Raw genomic sequence first — 17,685 nt, 5'->3', positions numbered from 1 at the left:
ACAATTCATTAGGTCACAAGAACCTGTTTTAAGTATAGATTGATCCGGTAAAAGACTTATCTGATAGCAACGGCCGCCATAGACATAGGGTAAAGTTAGCAAGAAAATGGAAAAACCAGAAAAGGTATACATAGGCGTTGATATTTCGAAGGCAAAGTTTGATATCTATTTCAAATTGGGAAATGGAGAGGAAACCAAGGCAAAGCTGAATAATAATTCGGAAGGCTTTTCAGAGTTACTGAATCTTCTTCCTTCTGATTCCTGGGTGATTATGGAAGCATCTGGACCATATTATTATCAACTGGCAAGCTTTCTATATGATGAAGGAATCATGGTTTCGGTGATCAATCCGCTTGTAATCAAAAGGTTTACGCAGATGCAGCTTAGTAGAACCAAGACAGACAGTGCCGATGCAAAAAGCATAGCTGAATATGGAAGCCTACTCAAAACAAAACCCTGGGAACCGTTAAAGTCCTGCTACCTTGAGATCAAACAATGGTATGCCTATAGAAAGCAGCTGTTAAAACACCAACATGCCATTCAAATGAAACTGGAAGCCTTTATATCAACAGGTAGGCTTAACGACCTTTTGAGGGAATCAATAGAGAATGAGCTCTTTAGGATTGATGAAAACATCAAGGAAGTGGACAGACAATTAAACCATTTGATAGACCAGGAAAACGGCCAGTTAAGGGAGATTCGGCTTACTATGGCAATTTACTTCTCCAACGTCATCACGAATGGAGCCTTAGCGGAATGAAGTAATCCCTTCTAAGGACAGGGGAAATTTCGTCTTGACTGATAACATAAACCACAGATCCGAGAGATAAACACAGATGCTGTATGAAAGGGGATGCCAAAAACATAAGGGGAGGAATCAATGTTTGGAGGTATTGAATTCTTTATTTAACATAATGTAAATTATATAACTATTTTAATTATTTGATGTTACATTTAGAAATGTCCAAGATTTGTACTGTTTAAATAGAATGCAGATATCATCCCATGTAATTCCATTTTCTATTCCAGAAAAAGTTACATCTAACTTTTTTTTAAAAATTAATTCTTGTTAACCTGTCTAGCGCCAGATAAATCCGTGTAATTCGTGGACACCTTTTGGTGTAATTCGTGGACCCCTTCTTGATATTTTCGTTTGCTGCCATATTTGCGGATATTCATAATTTCTGATTTAAGCTGGCTTAGTTCGCCGGTCTTCCGGCTCTTTTTTTTATGTTTGCGGAATTAAAATGCTTTCATCATTCGCTTCTGACCCCAACCTATGTTTTTATCCTTGACCACAGAAATCAGTACCGCTTCATGGATTCTAAGTTTTTTAGCCGCTTTTGTGATCGGATTGTCCAAAGCCGGAATCAAAGGAATAGCGGTCATCAATGTGATTTTTATGGCCATAGCCTTCGAAGCTAAACAATCCACTGGCATCGTATTGCCCCTTTTGGTGGTGGCAGATGTGTTTGCGGTGATCTATTACAACCGACATACCCAATGGAAATACGTGGCCAAATTTCTTCCCTGGATGATACTGGGAATTGTGCTGGGAAGTTGGTTCGGTATGGACCTTCCTGAGCAAACCTTTAAAATCATTATGGCCACCATTATCTTCCTTACCGTAATCTTTATCGTCTGGTGGGATCAAAAAAAGGTAAAAGATGTACCCACTCACTGGGCTTTTGCAAGTGGTGTTGGGACCTTGGCTGGCTTTACCACCATGGTCGGTAACTTGGCCGGGCCCATATCCAATATTTACTTTTTAGCCATGAGACTGCCCAAAAACCAATTTATAGGAACCGCTGCCTGGCTTTTTATGATCATCAATGTCTTCAAATTACCCTTTCATTTCTTCATCTGGAACACCATTACAGAAGAATCACTCCTACTCGATCTGAAATTGATTCCAGGGATAATCCTCGGATTTATCCTAGGCATCAAGATCGTTAAAATAATCGATGAGGCCTTTTTTAGAAAAATGATTTTGGTATTAACAGCCTTGGGAGCGGTTATTATTCTGTTTAAATAAATGATACTGCAAAGGGATTTTAAAGGATCATGCTGACAGATCAGGTGCCTGAGCCCGGTAATCGCTTTGGAAATGATTGAAATTAAAAGAGGCTGTCCCATAAGTCATTATCGGAATCTGATTACCAAATATTCTATGGGTATAGGATTTCTGATCGCTTGTGATGACGTAATTATAGACATTATCTTGGGTAGATTTCTCAATTGAAATCTGCGGGTTTTGGCGTCAAGTTATATGCTCTATTGCTATTAATCCGGCCAAAACATGACCCTTTCGGGTTACTATTGCCTGGGGCTGCCACCCCAGGCTATTATTAGTTCGCCCCTTTGGGGCGGGCCCTTTCTTCACTGATTCAGACACTACAACGAAATATTATTTGTGTAGGACTCAGAGAAATCTACTTATGAGACAGGCTCTCGATTTTGAATGTGCTTAAGCTAAGGCCTCTTTAAGGGCTTTGGCAGCGGCGGCGGGATCTTCAGCACCATAAATGGCTGCTCCGGCTACGGCAACTACCGCACCTGAATTCTTTACTCCCTCAATGCTTTTCAAGTTTACACCACCCGCAATGGAAACAGGAACTCCGGCTCTGCTGGCCTCATCAATCAATACCTGGATGGAATATCCTGGTTCGGCTTGTTCATCCAGTCCGGCATGCAACTCCACAAATTCTGCTCCCAAAGCAATCACCTCTTTGGCGCGTTGAACACGGTCTTTGACACCAATGGTATCCACCACAACTCCTTTATGGTATTTTTTGGCAGCTGCCACCGCTCCGGCAATCGTCGAATCTCCGGTAGCACCTAAAATCGTGATATAGTCTGCTCCCGCTTCAAAGGCCATCTGGGCTTCCAATGCACCGGCATCTGCTGTTTTGAAATCCGCAAAAACCTTTTTATCAGGAAAAGCATTCTTCATGGCAGTGATGGCACTCAACCCTTCGCTTTTGATCAGGGGGGTCCCCAATTCTATGATATCGATATAGGGAGCGACTTTAGTGGCCAGGGCGATGGCCTCTTCAGTCTTTAACAAATCAATGGCTACTTGTAACTTTGTCATAATATATGTTTTAATGGTAATTTTTTTCAAGCTTCTAAAGCGCTTCCTTACTCCATATTGGTATGCCGCTTCCAGAGTTCTTCCGCAGTGCTCCCCTCTTCTTTCCAAAGGTGCTGAATTAGGGCATCAGTGAGCAGCAGAAAGGACTGTTCAAACAAGCTTCCCGCATACTGCGCAGACACCGTTCCATCATGGTCTTGCTTACCGGCAGCAGGAATGCTGATCATATGCCTGGCTAATCCAGCCAGCGGGGATTTGCTATTGGTGGTAAAACAGATCACCTCCGCCTCATTTTTAACAGCGGTCTCTGCCGCCTTTACTATCGAAGCAGTAGTTCCTGATCCGGAGGCCGCAATCAGCACATCTCCCTTCCCAATGGCTGGTGTGGTGGTCTCTCCCACTACGTGCACTGCATAACCCAAATGCATCAAGCGCATGGCTGCGGCTTTGACCATAAAGCCCGTTCGGCCAGCCCCGGTCAAAAAGATTTTATGGGCTCCTTGCAAAACGGGAATGATGGCACTCAGGGATTCAAACTGAAAGTTTTGGGATACCTGCAAATGTTCCCTGATGATCATGTCCAGGGACTCCTTTAAAGTAATGGTTTCTATCATTGCTTCCATATTATCGATCATGATACCGCTTGGTGAATAGCTAATTGCATAAATACTGGACACAAAATTAGGGGGATCCAATGGTCCCATTTGTACACTATTTGATAGATGTGTGGCACAATTTGCCCAAGATGGTTAGAGCCCGGGTGATATTCGCTAGTTTTGTGGTACTATATGGAAACACAGCAAAATTTACCCCAACAAACCAACGCATATGTTAAGTGATAAGGTAATCTATATTCGCAACCTTGATAACTGTCCTCCTTCCTATCTGGATGATCCGGGAAGGAAGGAGTTTTTTGAGATTGTATGGCTCAAGGATGAAGAGGCCCTTCATGTTCCACAGCATAATTTCCAGACCCTGCGCGGTGACTGGATCTACCTCATTCCCCCATATCGGGTACATCAATTGAACAAGGCAGGAAAAAAAGGACTCTTGATTTCCTTCAAGAGGGAATTGCTGGAAGGAGATCTCAAGGAATTTTTGCTCGATGTCTTCCGCATGTTCAATATCCAAGGGGAGTTTTCTTGTTTACAGGTCAATGCAGAGAGCTCCAAAAAGCTACAGACGGTTTATGAACTGATGAATGAGGAATACCAGCAGCCCACCTTGAACCTCATCATGATCAAAGCCCTTCTGAAGGTGTTTTTACTTCAGTTGATCCAATTGAAAGAGCAGCATTTTACCTTGCAGGACATCAATGAAAAGCGCATCTATGAATTCATGCTGTTGTTGGAAATGAATTATTTAGAAGAGCGAACTGCAGAATTTTATGCAGATCATCTTGGTATCAGTGCCAAAAGACTGAACCAAATTCTAAAGGAAAAATTAAACAAGACAGGCATGCAGCTGATCCATGACAGGGTTTTACTGGAGGCCAAAAGGCAGATCATCCACAGTGAAAACACCATCAAGGAAATAGCCTTCAACCTGGGCTTTAAGGACAGGTCCTATTTTAGCCGCTTTTTCAAATTGCATGCGGGGCAAACTCCCCAGGAATTTCAGTTGAGTGTCAAAACCCATATCAGCCATTACGAAAACACCCTTATTAACTGACCACATTAACCATCGATTGGACTGACACACTCCTCCCCCGCGTTTGCAACGCGGGGGATTAAGTATAAGCATTTGCAATGCGGCTAGAGAGCCATAGATATGCGGCGTTGAAAACACGGGGATTTAGGAGTCCTCGTTGCAAACGAGGACTAGGGATCACGTTCTATTATTTGAAAATTAGCGCATTAAGTCTATTTTTAATACTTAACAAATTTTTTCATTATGTCTGGAGACCAATATAAGATCGCTGATCAAAATGCTTTATACTTTTTAACCTTTACCATTGTGGGGTGGCTCGATGTATTCACCCGAAAAGAATACAAGCTTGACATTGTTGATTCCTTAAATTTCTGCCACAGTAATAAAGGCTTGGTCATCTATTCCTGGTGTCTTATGAGCAACCATCTTCATTTAATTTGCAGGGCTAAGGAGCCTTACCATTTATCAGGGATTATCCGTGATTTTAAAAAATTTACGGCGAAAAGAATTCTTTATAGAATCGAAAATGAGCCTGAAAGTAGACGCAAATGGATGCTTAACCAATTCGAATATGCGGGCCGGAATCTTAAGCGTATAAAGAAATACAAATTTTGGAAAGATGATAACCATGCCATCCTTTTGGAGAAAAATTACCTGCAAAAACAAAAGCTAAATTATATCCATCAAAATCCGGTCAAAGCACTGATCGTGGATGAACCGGAAGATTATTTGTTTAGCTCCGCAAGAGATTATTGTGGCATCAAAGGCTTGGTTAATATCGAATTTATGGCTTGAGTTATAATGGGCTTAGTGGCGTTCAAAACACGGGGATTTAAAAGTCCTCGTTGCAAACGAGGACTAGGAATTTCGTTCTGCTTTACAATTCTACTTCTCACCCGCGTTTGCAACGCGGGGGATTAAGTATAAGCATTTGCAATGCGACTGGTGATCCATCAACAAGAGATCTTGTATTTATCAAAATGCCAATGCGCTATCTACTGTGCTAGATAGGCCTTCATTCCCGTGGTATCCACATTCCCCTGAATGGACCAGGCAAAATCCAACAATAACTGTCCCTCAAAGATCGCATCAGAACGGCTCACATAGGAATTTCCCACATAGGGTGTTTTGGAATTGGAGGAAGTGGAAAGTGCATCAGGATTTACCGAGGCCATTCTATGGCAGCTCATGCAATTGGTCCTGACCCCGGCATAGGTATCGATTTTTCCTTCTTCTGTATTTACAAAACTAATGGCATCATCAAATACCTTGGGGCCAAAACCTGCCTCTAAATACGGATTGAAGGCATAATTAGGAGCACCCACAATATCCTCTCCCTCATAGGGCTCATTGGGATTCACCATATAATAGGCAACTGCCATGGCATAATGGCGGGCAGCTCCCTTCAGTTCCTCGGGCCTGCTATCTGCAATGGACTTAGAGCTGGGTGCTGGAGGATTGCTGGGATCAGGTGTCCACCAAAAGGTCTGCCATGTCCAGTTGGTGATTTCCCTGGTGGTCACGTGCATCCCCACCAAAATGGCTACATCACCGGGTTGGGCATTGAATTGATTTCCGCTATTTTCCGAAAATTCCTGATTGAGAAAATAGACATCTTCATCATTTAACTTAAAGTGAATGAAATCATCCAAAGGATAAACACCATTTTCCACATTTCCCTTATTGTTCACATCCACCGTTACATAACTTCCCCAGTCAGACTCGGGAAAAGCAGCCAGTGAATCTATCGTGCCCGGCCAGACAGCAATGTCAAACTGTGTTTCTCCCCCGGAGGTAGGCAGCAATTTAAACACCGGCTTAATGGTAATTGCATCCGTTGGGAAAAAGGGAATTTCCTCCCTGTTTTCTACTTTGGCAAAATCGTAAAGTGTGGTAGCCATGAATAATTTATTTTCAATGGCAAAGCTGGATGCCCCGGGACTATAGGATACCGACTCGAAGATACTGTCATTCACCGTTTTTTGCTTTGAAGCAAAGTGGGTAAACTGGTTGGGGACTTTTAGGTTAGACCTGTTGGATCTTTTGATCGGCTGGTTTTTGATGGAGTCGATCATCTCCTCCGGGGTGAGCCAAGTCTCAAAAACCAGTAAATTCCTAGGGTCTCCGGGGATTTTCTGGGAGCTCATGGAAGTGATTCCTGTCCAAATCCCCCACCCGTGCAAGTAGATATTGTTGGTATCCATCTCATGGATCCATTGATTGAGAACGGTCGAATCCTCTGGAAAATTAAAGCCGGGGATATTCAGCTGAGGAAAATCAGCAGGCTCTACCTCATGGTAGGCAAAATGCATTAGAGCGGTGTCGGCAGCTTCCTTTTTTTGGTCCTTGCAGGAAAATAGAATCAGCAGCAATCCCGCCAATAATGGGTAATGTAAATTTCTGTACATGATCGTTGTGTTTGGTGAAAAAAATCTTTTAAATCGTCAGGTTTATTTAGATGCACTACACTATTCCATTGATTTGAAATAGAATGCTCACAAACGCATACTTAGGGCGGAACCAAAAGACTTTAATTGGAACCGTCACAATCATTAAAATTTATACAACTCGAATGTTCTTATCCCATCATCCCTTCAAAGTTCCCCTTTAAAACAATCTTGAAAGTAGGGGCTGTTTAGACCAAAATCCACTAGTGTCTTTCTCACATTCGTCAACAACTGGTATAAAGCTAACCATTATAAGTTCTTTATAATATTTTTTAGGGATTATTTTTTATCATTAAAAAGCAACCATTTATTTACATTAAACTTTAATTCATTTACAAATACCCTATTTATCAACTTGATCTAAACCACCGATGCTGCCGGCCTCCCGACGAGGATCATTTAAAATTTTAATTGATGGATTTTACAACGCTAATCGTTCTTTTTCAGTTAAGCAGTCAAACAAGCCGTCTTGTCTTATCAGCACAATCAAGCAGCTTTTTGAATAGTTAATCCTGCCTTGCCCTTTGCAATGGGCCACCTAAAATCTTGTGCTGGCGTCTTGTGTCTTTTATCTAGCGTCGTGCGTCTCTATTACCTAACATCCAGTGTAATCCTGGAGCCTGAAAAAAGATCATAAACTGCCACCAGTCCTTCCTCGCCAGAATGATGGGGATACTGCTGAAAGCCATTGATTTCGGGACGCTCTTCTACATATACCGGCTGGTATTTTTCCTCATAGGCATTCCAGATAATCAAGAGGTAATTATAGCTGATTTTCTTGGCGCGGCCTTCTTCCAACCAGGTTTCAAAAAGTTCCTCATCAAGAGGTTTTGGGTAATCTGAGCTTTCAAACATATATGTACCGTAAGGAAATTTTCCTGAAAGTTAACAAGGATATCATACGGTGACAAGGAAAAGGAGGATTGAATATCAAGTATTGAGAGCAAACTAAAGCAGAGTCCTATAAACCCTGGTAAACTCAGTACCCTCCATGGTTTTCCCAGCAATAACCCAAGTTTTCCCTATCTTTGTGGCCTTATAAAAACCAAATACCGAAATGTCCGAAATACTCCCCTGTCCTAAATGTGGTTCTGAATACACCTACCCTATGGATGCCCTGATGGTCTGCCCAGAATGCGCCCATGAGTGGAATCCTGAAGAAACTGCGGAAGAGGAGGCAGGCCTCTTGGTCAAAGACGCCAACGGGAATCTCCTTCAGGACGGGGATGCTGTGGTGGTCATCAAAAACCTCCCGGTGAAAGGAGCCTCACAGCCAATAAAGGCAGGTACCAAAGTAAAAAATATCCGGTTGGTCGAAGGTGACCACAATATCGACTGCAAAATAGACGGCTTTGGCAGTATGGCTCTGAAATCGGAGTTTGTGAAAAAAGCGTGATAGAGTAGTGAGTATAGAGTAATTAGTATTGAGTAATTAGTATTGAGTAATTAGTATTGAGTACTTAGTATCAAGACGCAAGACCAGTACTTCTTACTTTGTACCTTGTACTTAGTACTTGATACTTCCTACCCCTTCAACTCCTCCAACACCTCCTGATAGTCGTATTGTAAATCCTCATGGAGACCGGCAACCAGTTTTTGAATTTTGTTCAACTGCATCTGATAAAGGTTATCGATCACGGGATGGTCAAACTTCAGGTAGCCCTGTTCCTGAAGTCCGCGACAGAAAAAGGCAATCAATTCAATCTGGATTGTTTTCTCCTTGGTGAACTTAAGGTACTTGTTGAGCTTACGGCGAATGGCCTGGGCGGATTTTTTGGCAAAGTGCGCATGATCCAGATTGGCACCCTCAAAAGCCAATTGCAGCTCCTCCTCTACCATTTCCTGAAAAAATCCAGGATTCTCCCTTCCATAAACCTTGAAAAACAGAAACTGCTTATTGTCCGTGGTGAATTTTGCCGTCTCCATCAATAAGGCAATCAATTCTTCCTCTGTTAAGTGAGAAAGTTCCTTTTTGATCTGAGCAAGGCTGGGGAGTTTCATACTGGGAATTGATTTGATAGAAATATGTCCACGAATTACACGAATTTTCACGGATTTATACCTCGCTTGAAAAGAAAAATCAAATTGGAGATGGGTAAACCCTGTTCTGCACCAAGGTCTTGCTACAACACTTTTGGGAAACAAAAGTTGTAAACCATGAAGGCATGAAGGAAATTAAGACGTCCCCTATCCTTCTTCATGCCCTTAACTCCTTCATTTATTAATGGTTCAAAAAAAGGCCTCAGTCAAGGTGATTTCTGTAGTTTAACAGCCGTCCGGAAGATACAAAAAGGGAGAGAATCGAGAAAAGTTGTAAACCATGAAGGCATGAAGGAAATTAAGACAGGCCCCTATCCTTCTTCATGCCCTTAACTCCTTCATTTCTTAATGGTTCAAAAAAAGGCCTCAGTCAAGGTAATTTCTGTAGTTTAACAGCCGTCCGGAAGATACAAAAAGGGAGAGAATCGAGAAAAGTTGTAAACCATGAAGGCATGAAGGAAATTAAGACAGGCCCCTATCCTTCTTCATGCCCTTAATACCTTCATTTATTAATGGTTCAAAAAAATCATCATTTTATGCACTCTTAAACGGAAATAAAGAATGTACGCCTATTCTTTTGCCAAACATTGACTTATGGTCAGTTTTTATTTATTAAACTTTTAGGCGAACATGCCGTAATGTTACACTATTAGTTTAGCCAAATTTGCTATTCTATGATTTGAAAATCATCAAGGACTTTTATAAACCTATCAAAAAATCACTTTTATGCTAAAATCCTTATCCCTATGCTGCCTCATTCTTTTTTCACTTCTTGTATTTTCCCAAGCTGACTACCAAAATCAATGGGACCGGGTAGAAAAATTGGAGGTTAAAAATTTGCCCCAATCAGCTTTGGAACTGACCGATTCCATCTTCAATCAGGCCAAAGAAGAAGGCAATGCTCCTCAATGGATCAAGGCATTGATCTATCAATCCAAATTTGCCCTGACCTTGGAAGAAGAAGCTCAGTTGAAGGTTGTAAGTAGGTTTCAGAAGGAAATAGCCAATGCAAAAACAATCGAAAAGAACATCTTGGAGAGCATGCTGGCCCAGTTTTACCATGACTATTTACAGCAAAACCGATGGCGGTTTTATAACAGAAGCAGCACAGGGCAAATAGTTGACAGTACCGATTTCCGAACTTGGGATCTAGATAACCTTAATAAGGCTGTCCATACACATTACCAAAAATCACTTGAAAATAGTGGCCTTCTGAAGGAAACTCCCCTAGAAGATTTTGAAGCTATTTTGATCAAGGAAGAGAAAACCACTCCGCTGAGACCTAGCCTATTTGACTTTTTGGCCCACAGGGCAATCGCTTTTTACCGAAACAGTGAAAGCAGCATTACCCAACCCATCCATCCCTTTCGGATAGATGATCCCAGGTATTTTTATAAGGAAGATTTCCTCCCTCCTTATGATTCAAGCGGCTTCTCCCCTACTTATGAAGCCCTGAAACTATTCCACTCGCTTATTGAATTCCATTCAAATGATGTTCTCCCAGCTGCCAAGGTCATGGCACAACTGGACTATTTGGAGTTCATTTCCCAGTCCTATGTGGGCAGTGAAAAATCTGTCCATTACGAAAAGGCTCTTAAAACGCTGTTGAGCCAATATGAAGGAAAGGAAATCAGCGCATTGATCAGTCATCATGTGGGCCAACTCTATTATGATCTTGGGCGTCAATATCAAATAGGTAAAAACACTTCCCATCAATTTAAAAAGAAAGAAGCCCTTGAACTCCTTGATCAAGCTATAACGCAATACCCCAATAGTATCGCTTTGGAGAGGATGATGCAGCTAAAGAAAGCCATCGAAGAACCTTCCTTGGTGCTGAATATGGAAGAATACATTCCTGTGATGAAGGCAAACCGTATTTTGGCAAATTATAAAAATATGGATGGGCTGGCCTTTAAGCTTTATCCCCTGACTGCCCAACAACAGAAACAGTTTAAAGAGCTGTACAACAAAGAACAAAAGGAAAAGTTTATCCAAGCCCTAAAGCTGTCCAAGAGTTGGGAAAGCACCTTGGTCAATGAAGGGGACTACCAAGTACACAGCATGGAAAACCTCTTTCCTGCCCTCCCCGCGGGAGCTTACCTGCTTACCGTTCAAGGCCAATCCAAACAGTTGGAGGGAGCAAAAAGCCAAAAAGCCCATCGTATTGTGCAAGTGACCGACCTTGCTTTGATACAGCAAAAGATAGGTGACCTGCTCCGCTTTCAGGTCATTGACAGGAACAATGGCAGCCCGGTTTCCAAAGCCAGCATCTCTTTGAAAGCCCACAAACAGGGGAAATTGAGCACCATCAAAGACCATTTGATTACGGACCAAAACGGTTTTGTAGCGCTAAGTTTTTCGGAAAACTATTATGGTATCAGCGCCGAGGTAGAAAAGGGTAATGACAGGGCTATTTTTGACAATCTGTATTATTCTATGCGGTACAGGCAGCAACAAACCCCTACTAAGATCAAAACCCAACTTTTTACAGACCGGAGCATTTACAGACCGGGACAAACAGTCTATTTCAAAGGCATCCTTTTCACCCAAAAGCAGCAAGGCAGTGAAGTCATGGAAAAGAAGCCGGTGGAGGTCAGCCTCTATAATGTTAACGATGAGGAAGTATCCAGCCTATCGCTTTGGACCAATGAGTACGGTTCTTTCAATGGGGAATTTGTGCTCCCCTCATCCGGACTCACCGGAAGGTATTACCTGGAAGTGAGTGAGGACTTGGACGAAAAAAGCAGCGATAAGTTTAACCAATATGAATTTATCGATAACGAGCACTCTTTCTCTGTGGAGGAATACAAACGGCCTACTTTTGAAGCGAGTTTTGAAGCCATAAAAGAGGAATATCAGGTCAATGACAGCATTGCCCTTCATGGTACTGCCCAGTCTTTTTCTGGTAGCCCACTTTCCAATGCCAAGGTGGTTTATCGCGTACATCGTAAAGTGGAAATGCCTTATTGGTATTATTTCAGAAGAAGTTTTCCACAAGGCCAATCGCAGGAAATTGCCTACGGAGAACTGGAAACAGACCCGGAGGGCAACTTTACGATTCCCTTCAGGGCAGTTCCTGATCCTAGCGTAGATAAGGAACAACAGCCAGTTTTCCATTACGAAGTAACTGCAGAAATTACCGATATCAGTGGGGAAACCAGAAGCACCCAAACCACGGTGAATGTGGGGTACCATGCCCTGTTGCTGAACTTGGAAACGCAGGCTAGCTGGACTAAACAGCAGGACAGTCTTTCCCTGCAGGTCAACAGCAGCAACCTGAATGGGGAATTTATTCCGGCCAAAGGCAAAGTGACAATCTATAAACTGCAGGCACCTGACCGGGTTTTAAGGAAGGCCGCCTGGGAAGCACCGGATTATAAGCGTTGGGAAAAAGAAGAGTTCAAAGCACTCTTCCCCCACGACCCATATGACAAGGAGTCCATGATGGAGTCTTGGGACAAAGCGGAAGTCGTATGGGAACAGAATTTTGACACGGATACTTCGAAAACTATGCTGGTCAGTGATTTTGGACGCTGGTCAGCCGGACAATATCTGGTGTATGTAGAAGCCTTGGACAAATATGGTCAGCAGGTCAAAACCGAGCAATTTATCAAACTAGAAGATGACAAGGCAAGGAAAGTAACCGAAAACCAATTGTTTGAAATCAAGCTGGATAAGAAACAGTATAAGCCCGGAGAACTGGCAAAACTGACATTGGGCACAGCCGCACGCGACCTGACCGTGGCAATTATGGTAGAAAAAGCTGGAAAAATCCGAAGCACTCAACTATTGAAACTCCGTGATGAATACAAATCCTTAAATATTCCGGTCGAAGAAAACGATTGGGGAGGTTTTGTAATCCATTACAGCTTGGCTTTTGCCAATTCGGCCCAAACAGGCCAATTAAGCGTGAATGTCCCCTACCAGAAAAGCGAACTGAAAATCGAAACCCTAAGTTTCCGGAATAAGATACATCCTAGGTCCCAGCAGCATTGGACCTTTAAAATCAAGGGCCCTCAAAAGGACAAAGTGGCTGCCGAGCTATTGGCCAGTATGTACGATGCCTCCCTGGACCAGTTTCAGCCACACCGTTGGAGTTTCCAGCCCATTAGAAACCGTCCTTATAACAGCCAATTATCGCTTGATACAAACATCAGTTTTGGCAGGGGCTATTTTGAGAGGGATTACCACCCCTACCTAAACCCTTTCACTTCTTTTAGCTTTACCGATTTTGAATGGTTTGGCTTTAATTTAACCAATACCTATGCTAACCATGCTTACCTGAAGAAGATACGGGAAAAGTGGATGCCCATCAAACCTGAAATAAATGCATCCCACGATCCTGACCTGAAAAAGGGAATGGTGAAAGGCCATGTAAGCGATATGGAGGGCAATCCTTTGGCCGGGGTTTCTGTGGTGCGAATGGCGGACAAGAGCGGCACCGTCACTGACATGGAGGGCAACTATATCCTCCAAGCTAAGGCCGGCGATCAACTGGAATACCGTTATATAGGATTTATCAGTGCTAAAACACTTATAAGCGGAAATACCAATGTACTAAATGTAAAACTAGCCAATGACCTCAGCGGCCTCGATGAGGTGGTTGTCGTAGGCTATGCCGCAGAGAGAAAGCAATCCTTTACCGGAGCGGTAGCCGGGGTGGCAGATGAAGCAGAATTTGAAGAAGTACTCAGTGTTCCTACAACCGAACAACCCAATTTGGCCATCCGTGGCAATAACAGTAATTTAGAAGGCCTGCTCTATATCATCGATGGTAAAGTAGCCGATTCTTTTACAGGATTTGAAAAGGACATTTTGTCCATGGAGGTATTGGAAGCCGAAGAGGCCATGGTCCTATACGGGGCAAAGGCTGCCAACGGAGCCCTTGTGATCACCACCCTTACCGGACAGGCTGAACTGGAAAAGCAGCTCAAGCAGGTCAAGGCCCGAACTGACCTGAAGGAAACCGCCTTCTTCTATCCTACCCTACAAACTGATGAAGAAGGAAACATCAGCTTTACCTTTACTGCACCTGAATCCCTTACCCGATGGAAACTGCAGTTGCTGGGCCACACCAAAACACTTGATGTGGTGTATCAATCACTGGAAACGGTCACGCAAAAAGAACTGATGGTGGTGCCCAATGTCCCCAGGTTCCTGCGTGAAGGTGACCAAATCCGAATCTCGGGCAAGGTTTCCAACCTGACCGACCAGACCTTGAGCGGGAAAGTAAAATTGGAACTGACCGACCCCATTACAGGTGAGAAGTTGGACGGAGCACTGGGAAACAGCCATGCAAGCAAAGACTTCCAAATAAAAGGCAAAAACAATTTGGCCCTTCACTGGACCATCTCCCTTCCTGAGGGCATCCAGGCGGTGCAGTACAAGATGGTCGCTGCTGCTGGGGACTTTGCTGACGGGGAACAAAATGCCCTACCGGTACTGTCCAACCGCATGCTGGTCACCGAGACCATGCCGATGTGGATCAGTGATTCCGGAGAGAAAACCTTTAAGATGGAAGCCTTGGACGATAAGTCCTCCAAGACCCTTCGTCACCATCACCTGGCTTTGGAAGTCACCTCCAACCCTGCTTGGTATGCCGTACAGGCATTGCCCTACCTGATGGAATACCCCTATGAATGTTCCGAGCAGATCTACTCCCGCTTCTTTGCCAATTCCCTGGCCAAACATATCGTGGACCAGCAGCCAAGGATCAAAGCGGTCTTTGAACAATGGAAGAACCAAGGTGCCCAAGACTTGTTGAGCAACTTGGAAAAGAACCAGGAGCTGAAGTCACTGATCATCCAGGAAACCCCTTGGCTGAGAGAGGGCCAGTCAGAGGCCGAGCAGAAGCAGCGAATTGCTTTACTGTTTGACTTGAACAAAATGAATGATGAACTGTCAAAAAACAGCAACAAACTGCAGGATATGCAATTTGGTATGGGAGGTTTTCCATGGTTCAAGGGAAGTCAAAGAGCCAACCGCTACATCACGCAGTACATCATCTCGGGACTTAGTGACTTGCGCAACATGGGCGTTCAGGCGGCACTTGCCCCCACTGTAGAGGAAATCATCAAAAAAGGGAATAGCTATTTGGACCAGCAGCTATTAGAAGATTATAAAAAGCTAAAGACTGAAGCTGAGAAGATCAGATCCAAAGGGAAAGATGAAACTGAAGGCTCCAATATTGCCCAAAATTTCCTGAATGAAAACCATATCCGACCTATCCATATCCAGTATCTCTACCTAAGGTCGATGGATAAGAACAGGATTTATCCGAAAGAACTGAACGAGGCCATTACTTATTATCAAAAGCAGGCCAAGCGTTACTGGACAGCATTGGGTTTGCAGGAGCAGGCCTATATGGTGCTGATCAGCCATCGGCTTCAGGCCAATACCACCAAGCAGGCCATTATGAATTCACTGGTGGAAAACAGTATCAGCAGCCCCGAATTGGGAAGGTACTGGAAAACCAATAAGGCCGGCTGGCTCTGGACCGAAGCCCCGATAGAAACACAGTCCCTGCTGATCAGGGCCTTCTCGGAGGTAGCTATGGAGCCAAAAATGAGTGAGGAGCAAAAGCAATTGATCCATCAGATGAAAATATGGCTGCTGAAACATAAGCAGACCAACCGCTGGAGCAATACAAAGGCTACGGCCTCTGCCGTTCAGGCTTTGCTGCTGGAAGGCAACGACTGGCTTAGTATCTCCCAATTGGTAAAGGTGCGTATAGGAACGGAAAATATCTATCCGGATCAAGATCCTGGTATAGGAAAAGAAGCTGGAACCGGATATTTCAAAAAGTCCTGGACAGCAAATGAGATCAAACCGGAGATGGGCCATGTTACCCTCAAAAAAGAAACTGACGGTATGGCCTGGGGAGCCTTGTATTGGCAATATTTTGAAGACCTGGACAAAATCCACAGCAGTACCACCACCCCGCTTCAACTGACAAAAAAACTGTTTTTGAAGACCCTAACAGACCAAGGTGAAGTGTATCAGCCGCTAGATGAATCCAATCCTGCTCATATTGGGGATTTGGTCAAAGTGAGGATTGAAATCAACGTGGACAGGGACATGGATTTTGTTCACCTGAAAGACATGCGTGCAGCAGGTTTTGAACCGCTCAATGTGCTCTCTTCCTACAAATACCAGGATGGACTGGGATATTATGAAAGCACCAGGGATGCGAGTACCAATTTCTTCTTTGAGCGATTGAACAAAGGGGTCTATGTTTTTGAATACGAGCTCAGGGCCACCAATGCAGGTACCTTCTCCAATGGCATCAGCACCCTACAGTGCATGTATGCACCGGAGTTCAGCAGTCATTCTGAAGGGATTAAGGTGAGGATAATTGAGTAAGGTGTAAACCATGAAGGCATGAAGGAACTTAAGATGGGACTCTAACCTTCTTCATGCCCTTCACTCCTTCATTTCTTAATGTTTAAAAAAAAAGACTCTGTCAAGGCACTGTCCATAGTTTAGTGGATGTCCGGAAGATAAAAAAGCGATGAGAATTGAGAAAAGTTATAAACCATGAAGGCATGAAAGAAATTAAGATGAGTCTCTAACCTTCTTCATGCCCTTCTCTCTTTCATTTCTTAATGTTTAAAAAAACACACTCAATCAATGTGTTTTCCATAGTTTATTAGTCCTGCAGCAGATACAAAAGCGATGAGAATTGAGAACAATTTTAAACCATGAAGGTATGAAGGTAATTAAGATGAGGCCCTAACCTTCTTCATGACCTTCACTCCTTAATTTCTTAATGTTTCAAAAAAAGACTCAGTCAAGTCGCTGCCCATAGTTCAGTGGGTGTCCGTATGATAATAAAGTGAGAGAATTGAGAATTATTTTAAACCATTAAGGTATGAAGGTAATTAAGATGAGGCCCTAACCTTCTTCATGTCCTTCACTCCTTCATTTCTTAATGTTTTAAAAAAAAGACTCAGTCAAGGCACTGTCCATAGTTCAGTGGGTGTCCGTATGATAATAAAGTGAGAGAATTGAGAATTATTTTAAACCATTAAGGTATGAAGATAATTAAGATGAATACCTAACCTTCTTCATGCCCTTCTCTCCTTCATTTCTTAATGTTTAAAAAACACACTCAATCAATGTGTTTTCCATAGTTTATTAGTCCTCCAACAGATACAAAAGCGATGAGAATTGAGAACAATTTTAAACCATGAAGGAAATTAAGATGCCCCCTAACCTTCTTCATGACCTTCACTCCTTAATTTCTTAATGTTTCAAAATAGCCCCATTGAATGCACTCAAAAGAGGGAATTAAAGTCAAGAAAAATGAGTTAGTTTTGGTAAGAGGTTAAAGCCTTTAAAAAATAAGGAAAATAATAATCTGCGCATATCAGCGCGAACCAGTTTAAGGTTTTCAAATCGACCAGTATAATTGTGCATAGACATTATTCCTTAATCGACGAATCTTGTATCTTA

The 17,685-nt window shown here is 43.0% G+C and carries 11 protein-coding genes; 6 read left to right on the top strand and 5 right to left on the bottom strand.

The genetic code is table 11. The features are described from left to right. Positions 1-106 precede the first annotated feature (106 nt). Both ACYVAA_RS01015 and ACYVAA_RS01010 read left to right on the top strand, forming a co-directional pair. A complete protein-coding gene (locus ACYVAA_RS01015; RefSeq protein WP_460538139.1) occupies positions 107-760 on the top strand; it encodes an IS110 family transposase in 654 nt (217 codons plus the stop codon). Positions 761-1,279: 519 nt separating this feature from the next. Then, on the top strand, positions 1,280-2,035 hold the full coding sequence (locus ACYVAA_RS01010; RefSeq protein ID WP_460538137.1) for a sulfite exporter TauE/SafE family protein: 756 nt from the start codon (positions 1,280-1,282) through the stop codon (positions 2,033-2,035). A gap of 432 nt (positions 2,036-2,467) precedes the next feature. Here the strand turns inward: ACYVAA_RS01010 and hxlA are convergent, their stop codons facing one another. After that, entirely contained in the window at positions 2,468-3,094 is a 627-nt protein-coding gene (hxlA, locus tag ACYVAA_RS01005; RefSeq protein ID WP_460538136.1) for a 3-hexulose-6-phosphate synthase, read from the bottom strand. 47 nt (positions 3,095-3,141) lie between these two features. Continuing rightward, entirely contained in the window at positions 3,142-3,798 is a 657-nt protein-coding gene (gene hxlB / locus ACYVAA_RS01000) for an SIS domain-containing protein (RefSeq protein WP_460538135.1), read from the bottom strand. A gap of 124 nt (positions 3,799-3,922) precedes the next feature. Between hxlB and ACYVAA_RS00995 the strand changes: the two genes are divergently transcribed. After that, positions 3,923-4,765: an AraC family transcriptional regulator gene (locus tag ACYVAA_RS00995; protein WP_460538134.1), complete on the top strand. Its 843-nt coding sequence runs from the start codon at positions 3,923-3,925 to the stop codon at positions 4,763-4,765. 222 nt (positions 4,766-4,987) lie between these two features. Further along, positions 4,988-5,539 (top strand): REP-associated tyrosine transposase, encoded by a 552-nt coding sequence (locus tag ACYVAA_RS00990; protein WP_460538133.1) that lies wholly within the window; start codon positions 4,988-4,990, stop codon positions 5,537-5,539. Positions 5,540-5,739: 200 nt separating this feature from the next. Here ACYVAA_RS00990 and ACYVAA_RS00985 read toward each other — a convergent pair whose 3' ends face one another. Together ACYVAA_RS00985 and ACYVAA_RS00980 are read right to left on the bottom strand one after the other, a co-directional pair. Further along, positions 5,740-7,152: a hypothetical protein gene (locus ACYVAA_RS00985; RefSeq protein WP_460538132.1), complete on the bottom strand. Its 1,413-nt coding sequence runs from the start codon at positions 7,150-7,152 to the stop codon at positions 5,740-5,742. 630 nt (positions 7,153-7,782) lie between these two features. Next, positions 7,783-8,046 carry a hypothetical protein gene (locus ACYVAA_RS00980; RefSeq protein ID WP_460538131.1) on the bottom strand — a complete coding sequence of 88 codons (264 nt, stop codon included), beginning with the start codon at positions 8,044-8,046 and terminating at the stop codon, positions 7,783-7,785. 202 nt (positions 8,047-8,248) lie between these two features. On the opposite strand from ACYVAA_RS00980, the gene ACYVAA_RS00975 reads away from it, so the two are divergent. Continuing rightward, a complete protein-coding gene (locus tag ACYVAA_RS00975) occupies positions 8,249-8,587 on the top strand; it encodes a zinc ribbon domain-containing protein YjdM (RefSeq protein WP_460538130.1) in 339 nt (112 codons plus the stop codon). Positions 8,588-8,715: 128 nt separating this feature from the next. Here the strand turns inward: ACYVAA_RS00975 and ACYVAA_RS00970 are convergent, their stop codons facing one another. Then, entirely contained in the window at positions 8,716-9,192 is a 477-nt protein-coding gene (locus tag ACYVAA_RS00970; protein ID WP_460538129.1) for a hypothetical protein, read from the bottom strand. 765 nt (positions 9,193-9,957) lie between these two features. Here ACYVAA_RS00970 and ACYVAA_RS00965 point away from each other — a divergent pair. After that, positions 9,958-16,593, top strand: coding sequence for an alpha-2-macroglobulin family protein (locus ACYVAA_RS00965; RefSeq protein WP_460538128.1), 6,636 nt, complete (start codon positions 9,958-9,960; stop codon positions 16,591-16,593). Positions 16,594-17,685 lie beyond the last annotated feature (1,092 nt).

Source organism: Echinicola sediminis (assembly GCF_054777495.1).
Note: the sequence above shows the minus strand (reverse complement) of the source record. Positions and strands in the feature narration are given on the sequence as shown.

What these genes read in the sequence shown, in the direction of transcription:
- ACYVAA_RS01015 (WP_460538139.1), top strand. Translation starts at nt 107, where the DNA reads ATGGAAAAACCAGAAAAGGTATACATAGGCGTTGATATTTCGAAGGCA.
- ACYVAA_RS01010 (WP_460538137.1), top strand. Translation starts at nt 1,280, where the DNA reads ATGTTTTTATCCTTGACCACAGAAATCAGTACCGCTTCATGGATTCTA.
- hxlA (WP_460538136.1), bottom strand. Translation starts at nt 3,094, where the DNA reads ATGACAAAGTTACAAGTAGCCATTGATTTGTTAAAGACTGAAGAGGCC.
- hxlB (WP_460538135.1), bottom strand. Translation starts at nt 3,798, where the DNA reads ATGGGACCATTGGATCCCCCTAATTTTGTGTCCAGTATTTATGCAATT.
- ACYVAA_RS00995 (WP_460538134.1), top strand. Translation starts at nt 3,923, where the DNA reads ATGTTAAGTGATAAGGTAATCTATATTCGCAACCTTGATAACTGTCCT.
- ACYVAA_RS00990 (WP_460538133.1), top strand. Translation starts at nt 4,988, where the DNA reads ATGTCTGGAGACCAATATAAGATCGCTGATCAAAATGCTTTATACTTT.
- ACYVAA_RS00985 (WP_460538132.1), bottom strand. Translation starts at nt 7,152, where the DNA reads ATGTACAGAAATTTACATTACCCATTATTGGCGGGATTGCTGCTGATT.
- ACYVAA_RS00980 (WP_460538131.1), bottom strand. Translation starts at nt 8,046, where the DNA reads ATGTTTGAAAGCTCAGATTACCCAAAACCTCTTGATGAGGAACTTTTT.
- ACYVAA_RS00975 (WP_460538130.1), top strand. Translation starts at nt 8,249, where the DNA reads ATGTCCGAAATACTCCCCTGTCCTAAATGTGGTTCTGAATACACCTAC.
- ACYVAA_RS00970 (WP_460538129.1), bottom strand. Translation starts at nt 9,192, where the DNA reads ATGAAACTCCCCAGCCTTGCTCAGATCAAAAAGGAACTTTCTCACTTA.
- ACYVAA_RS00965 (WP_460538128.1), top strand. Translation starts at nt 9,958, where the DNA reads ATGCTAAAATCCTTATCCCTATGCTGCCTCATTCTTTTTTCACTTCTT.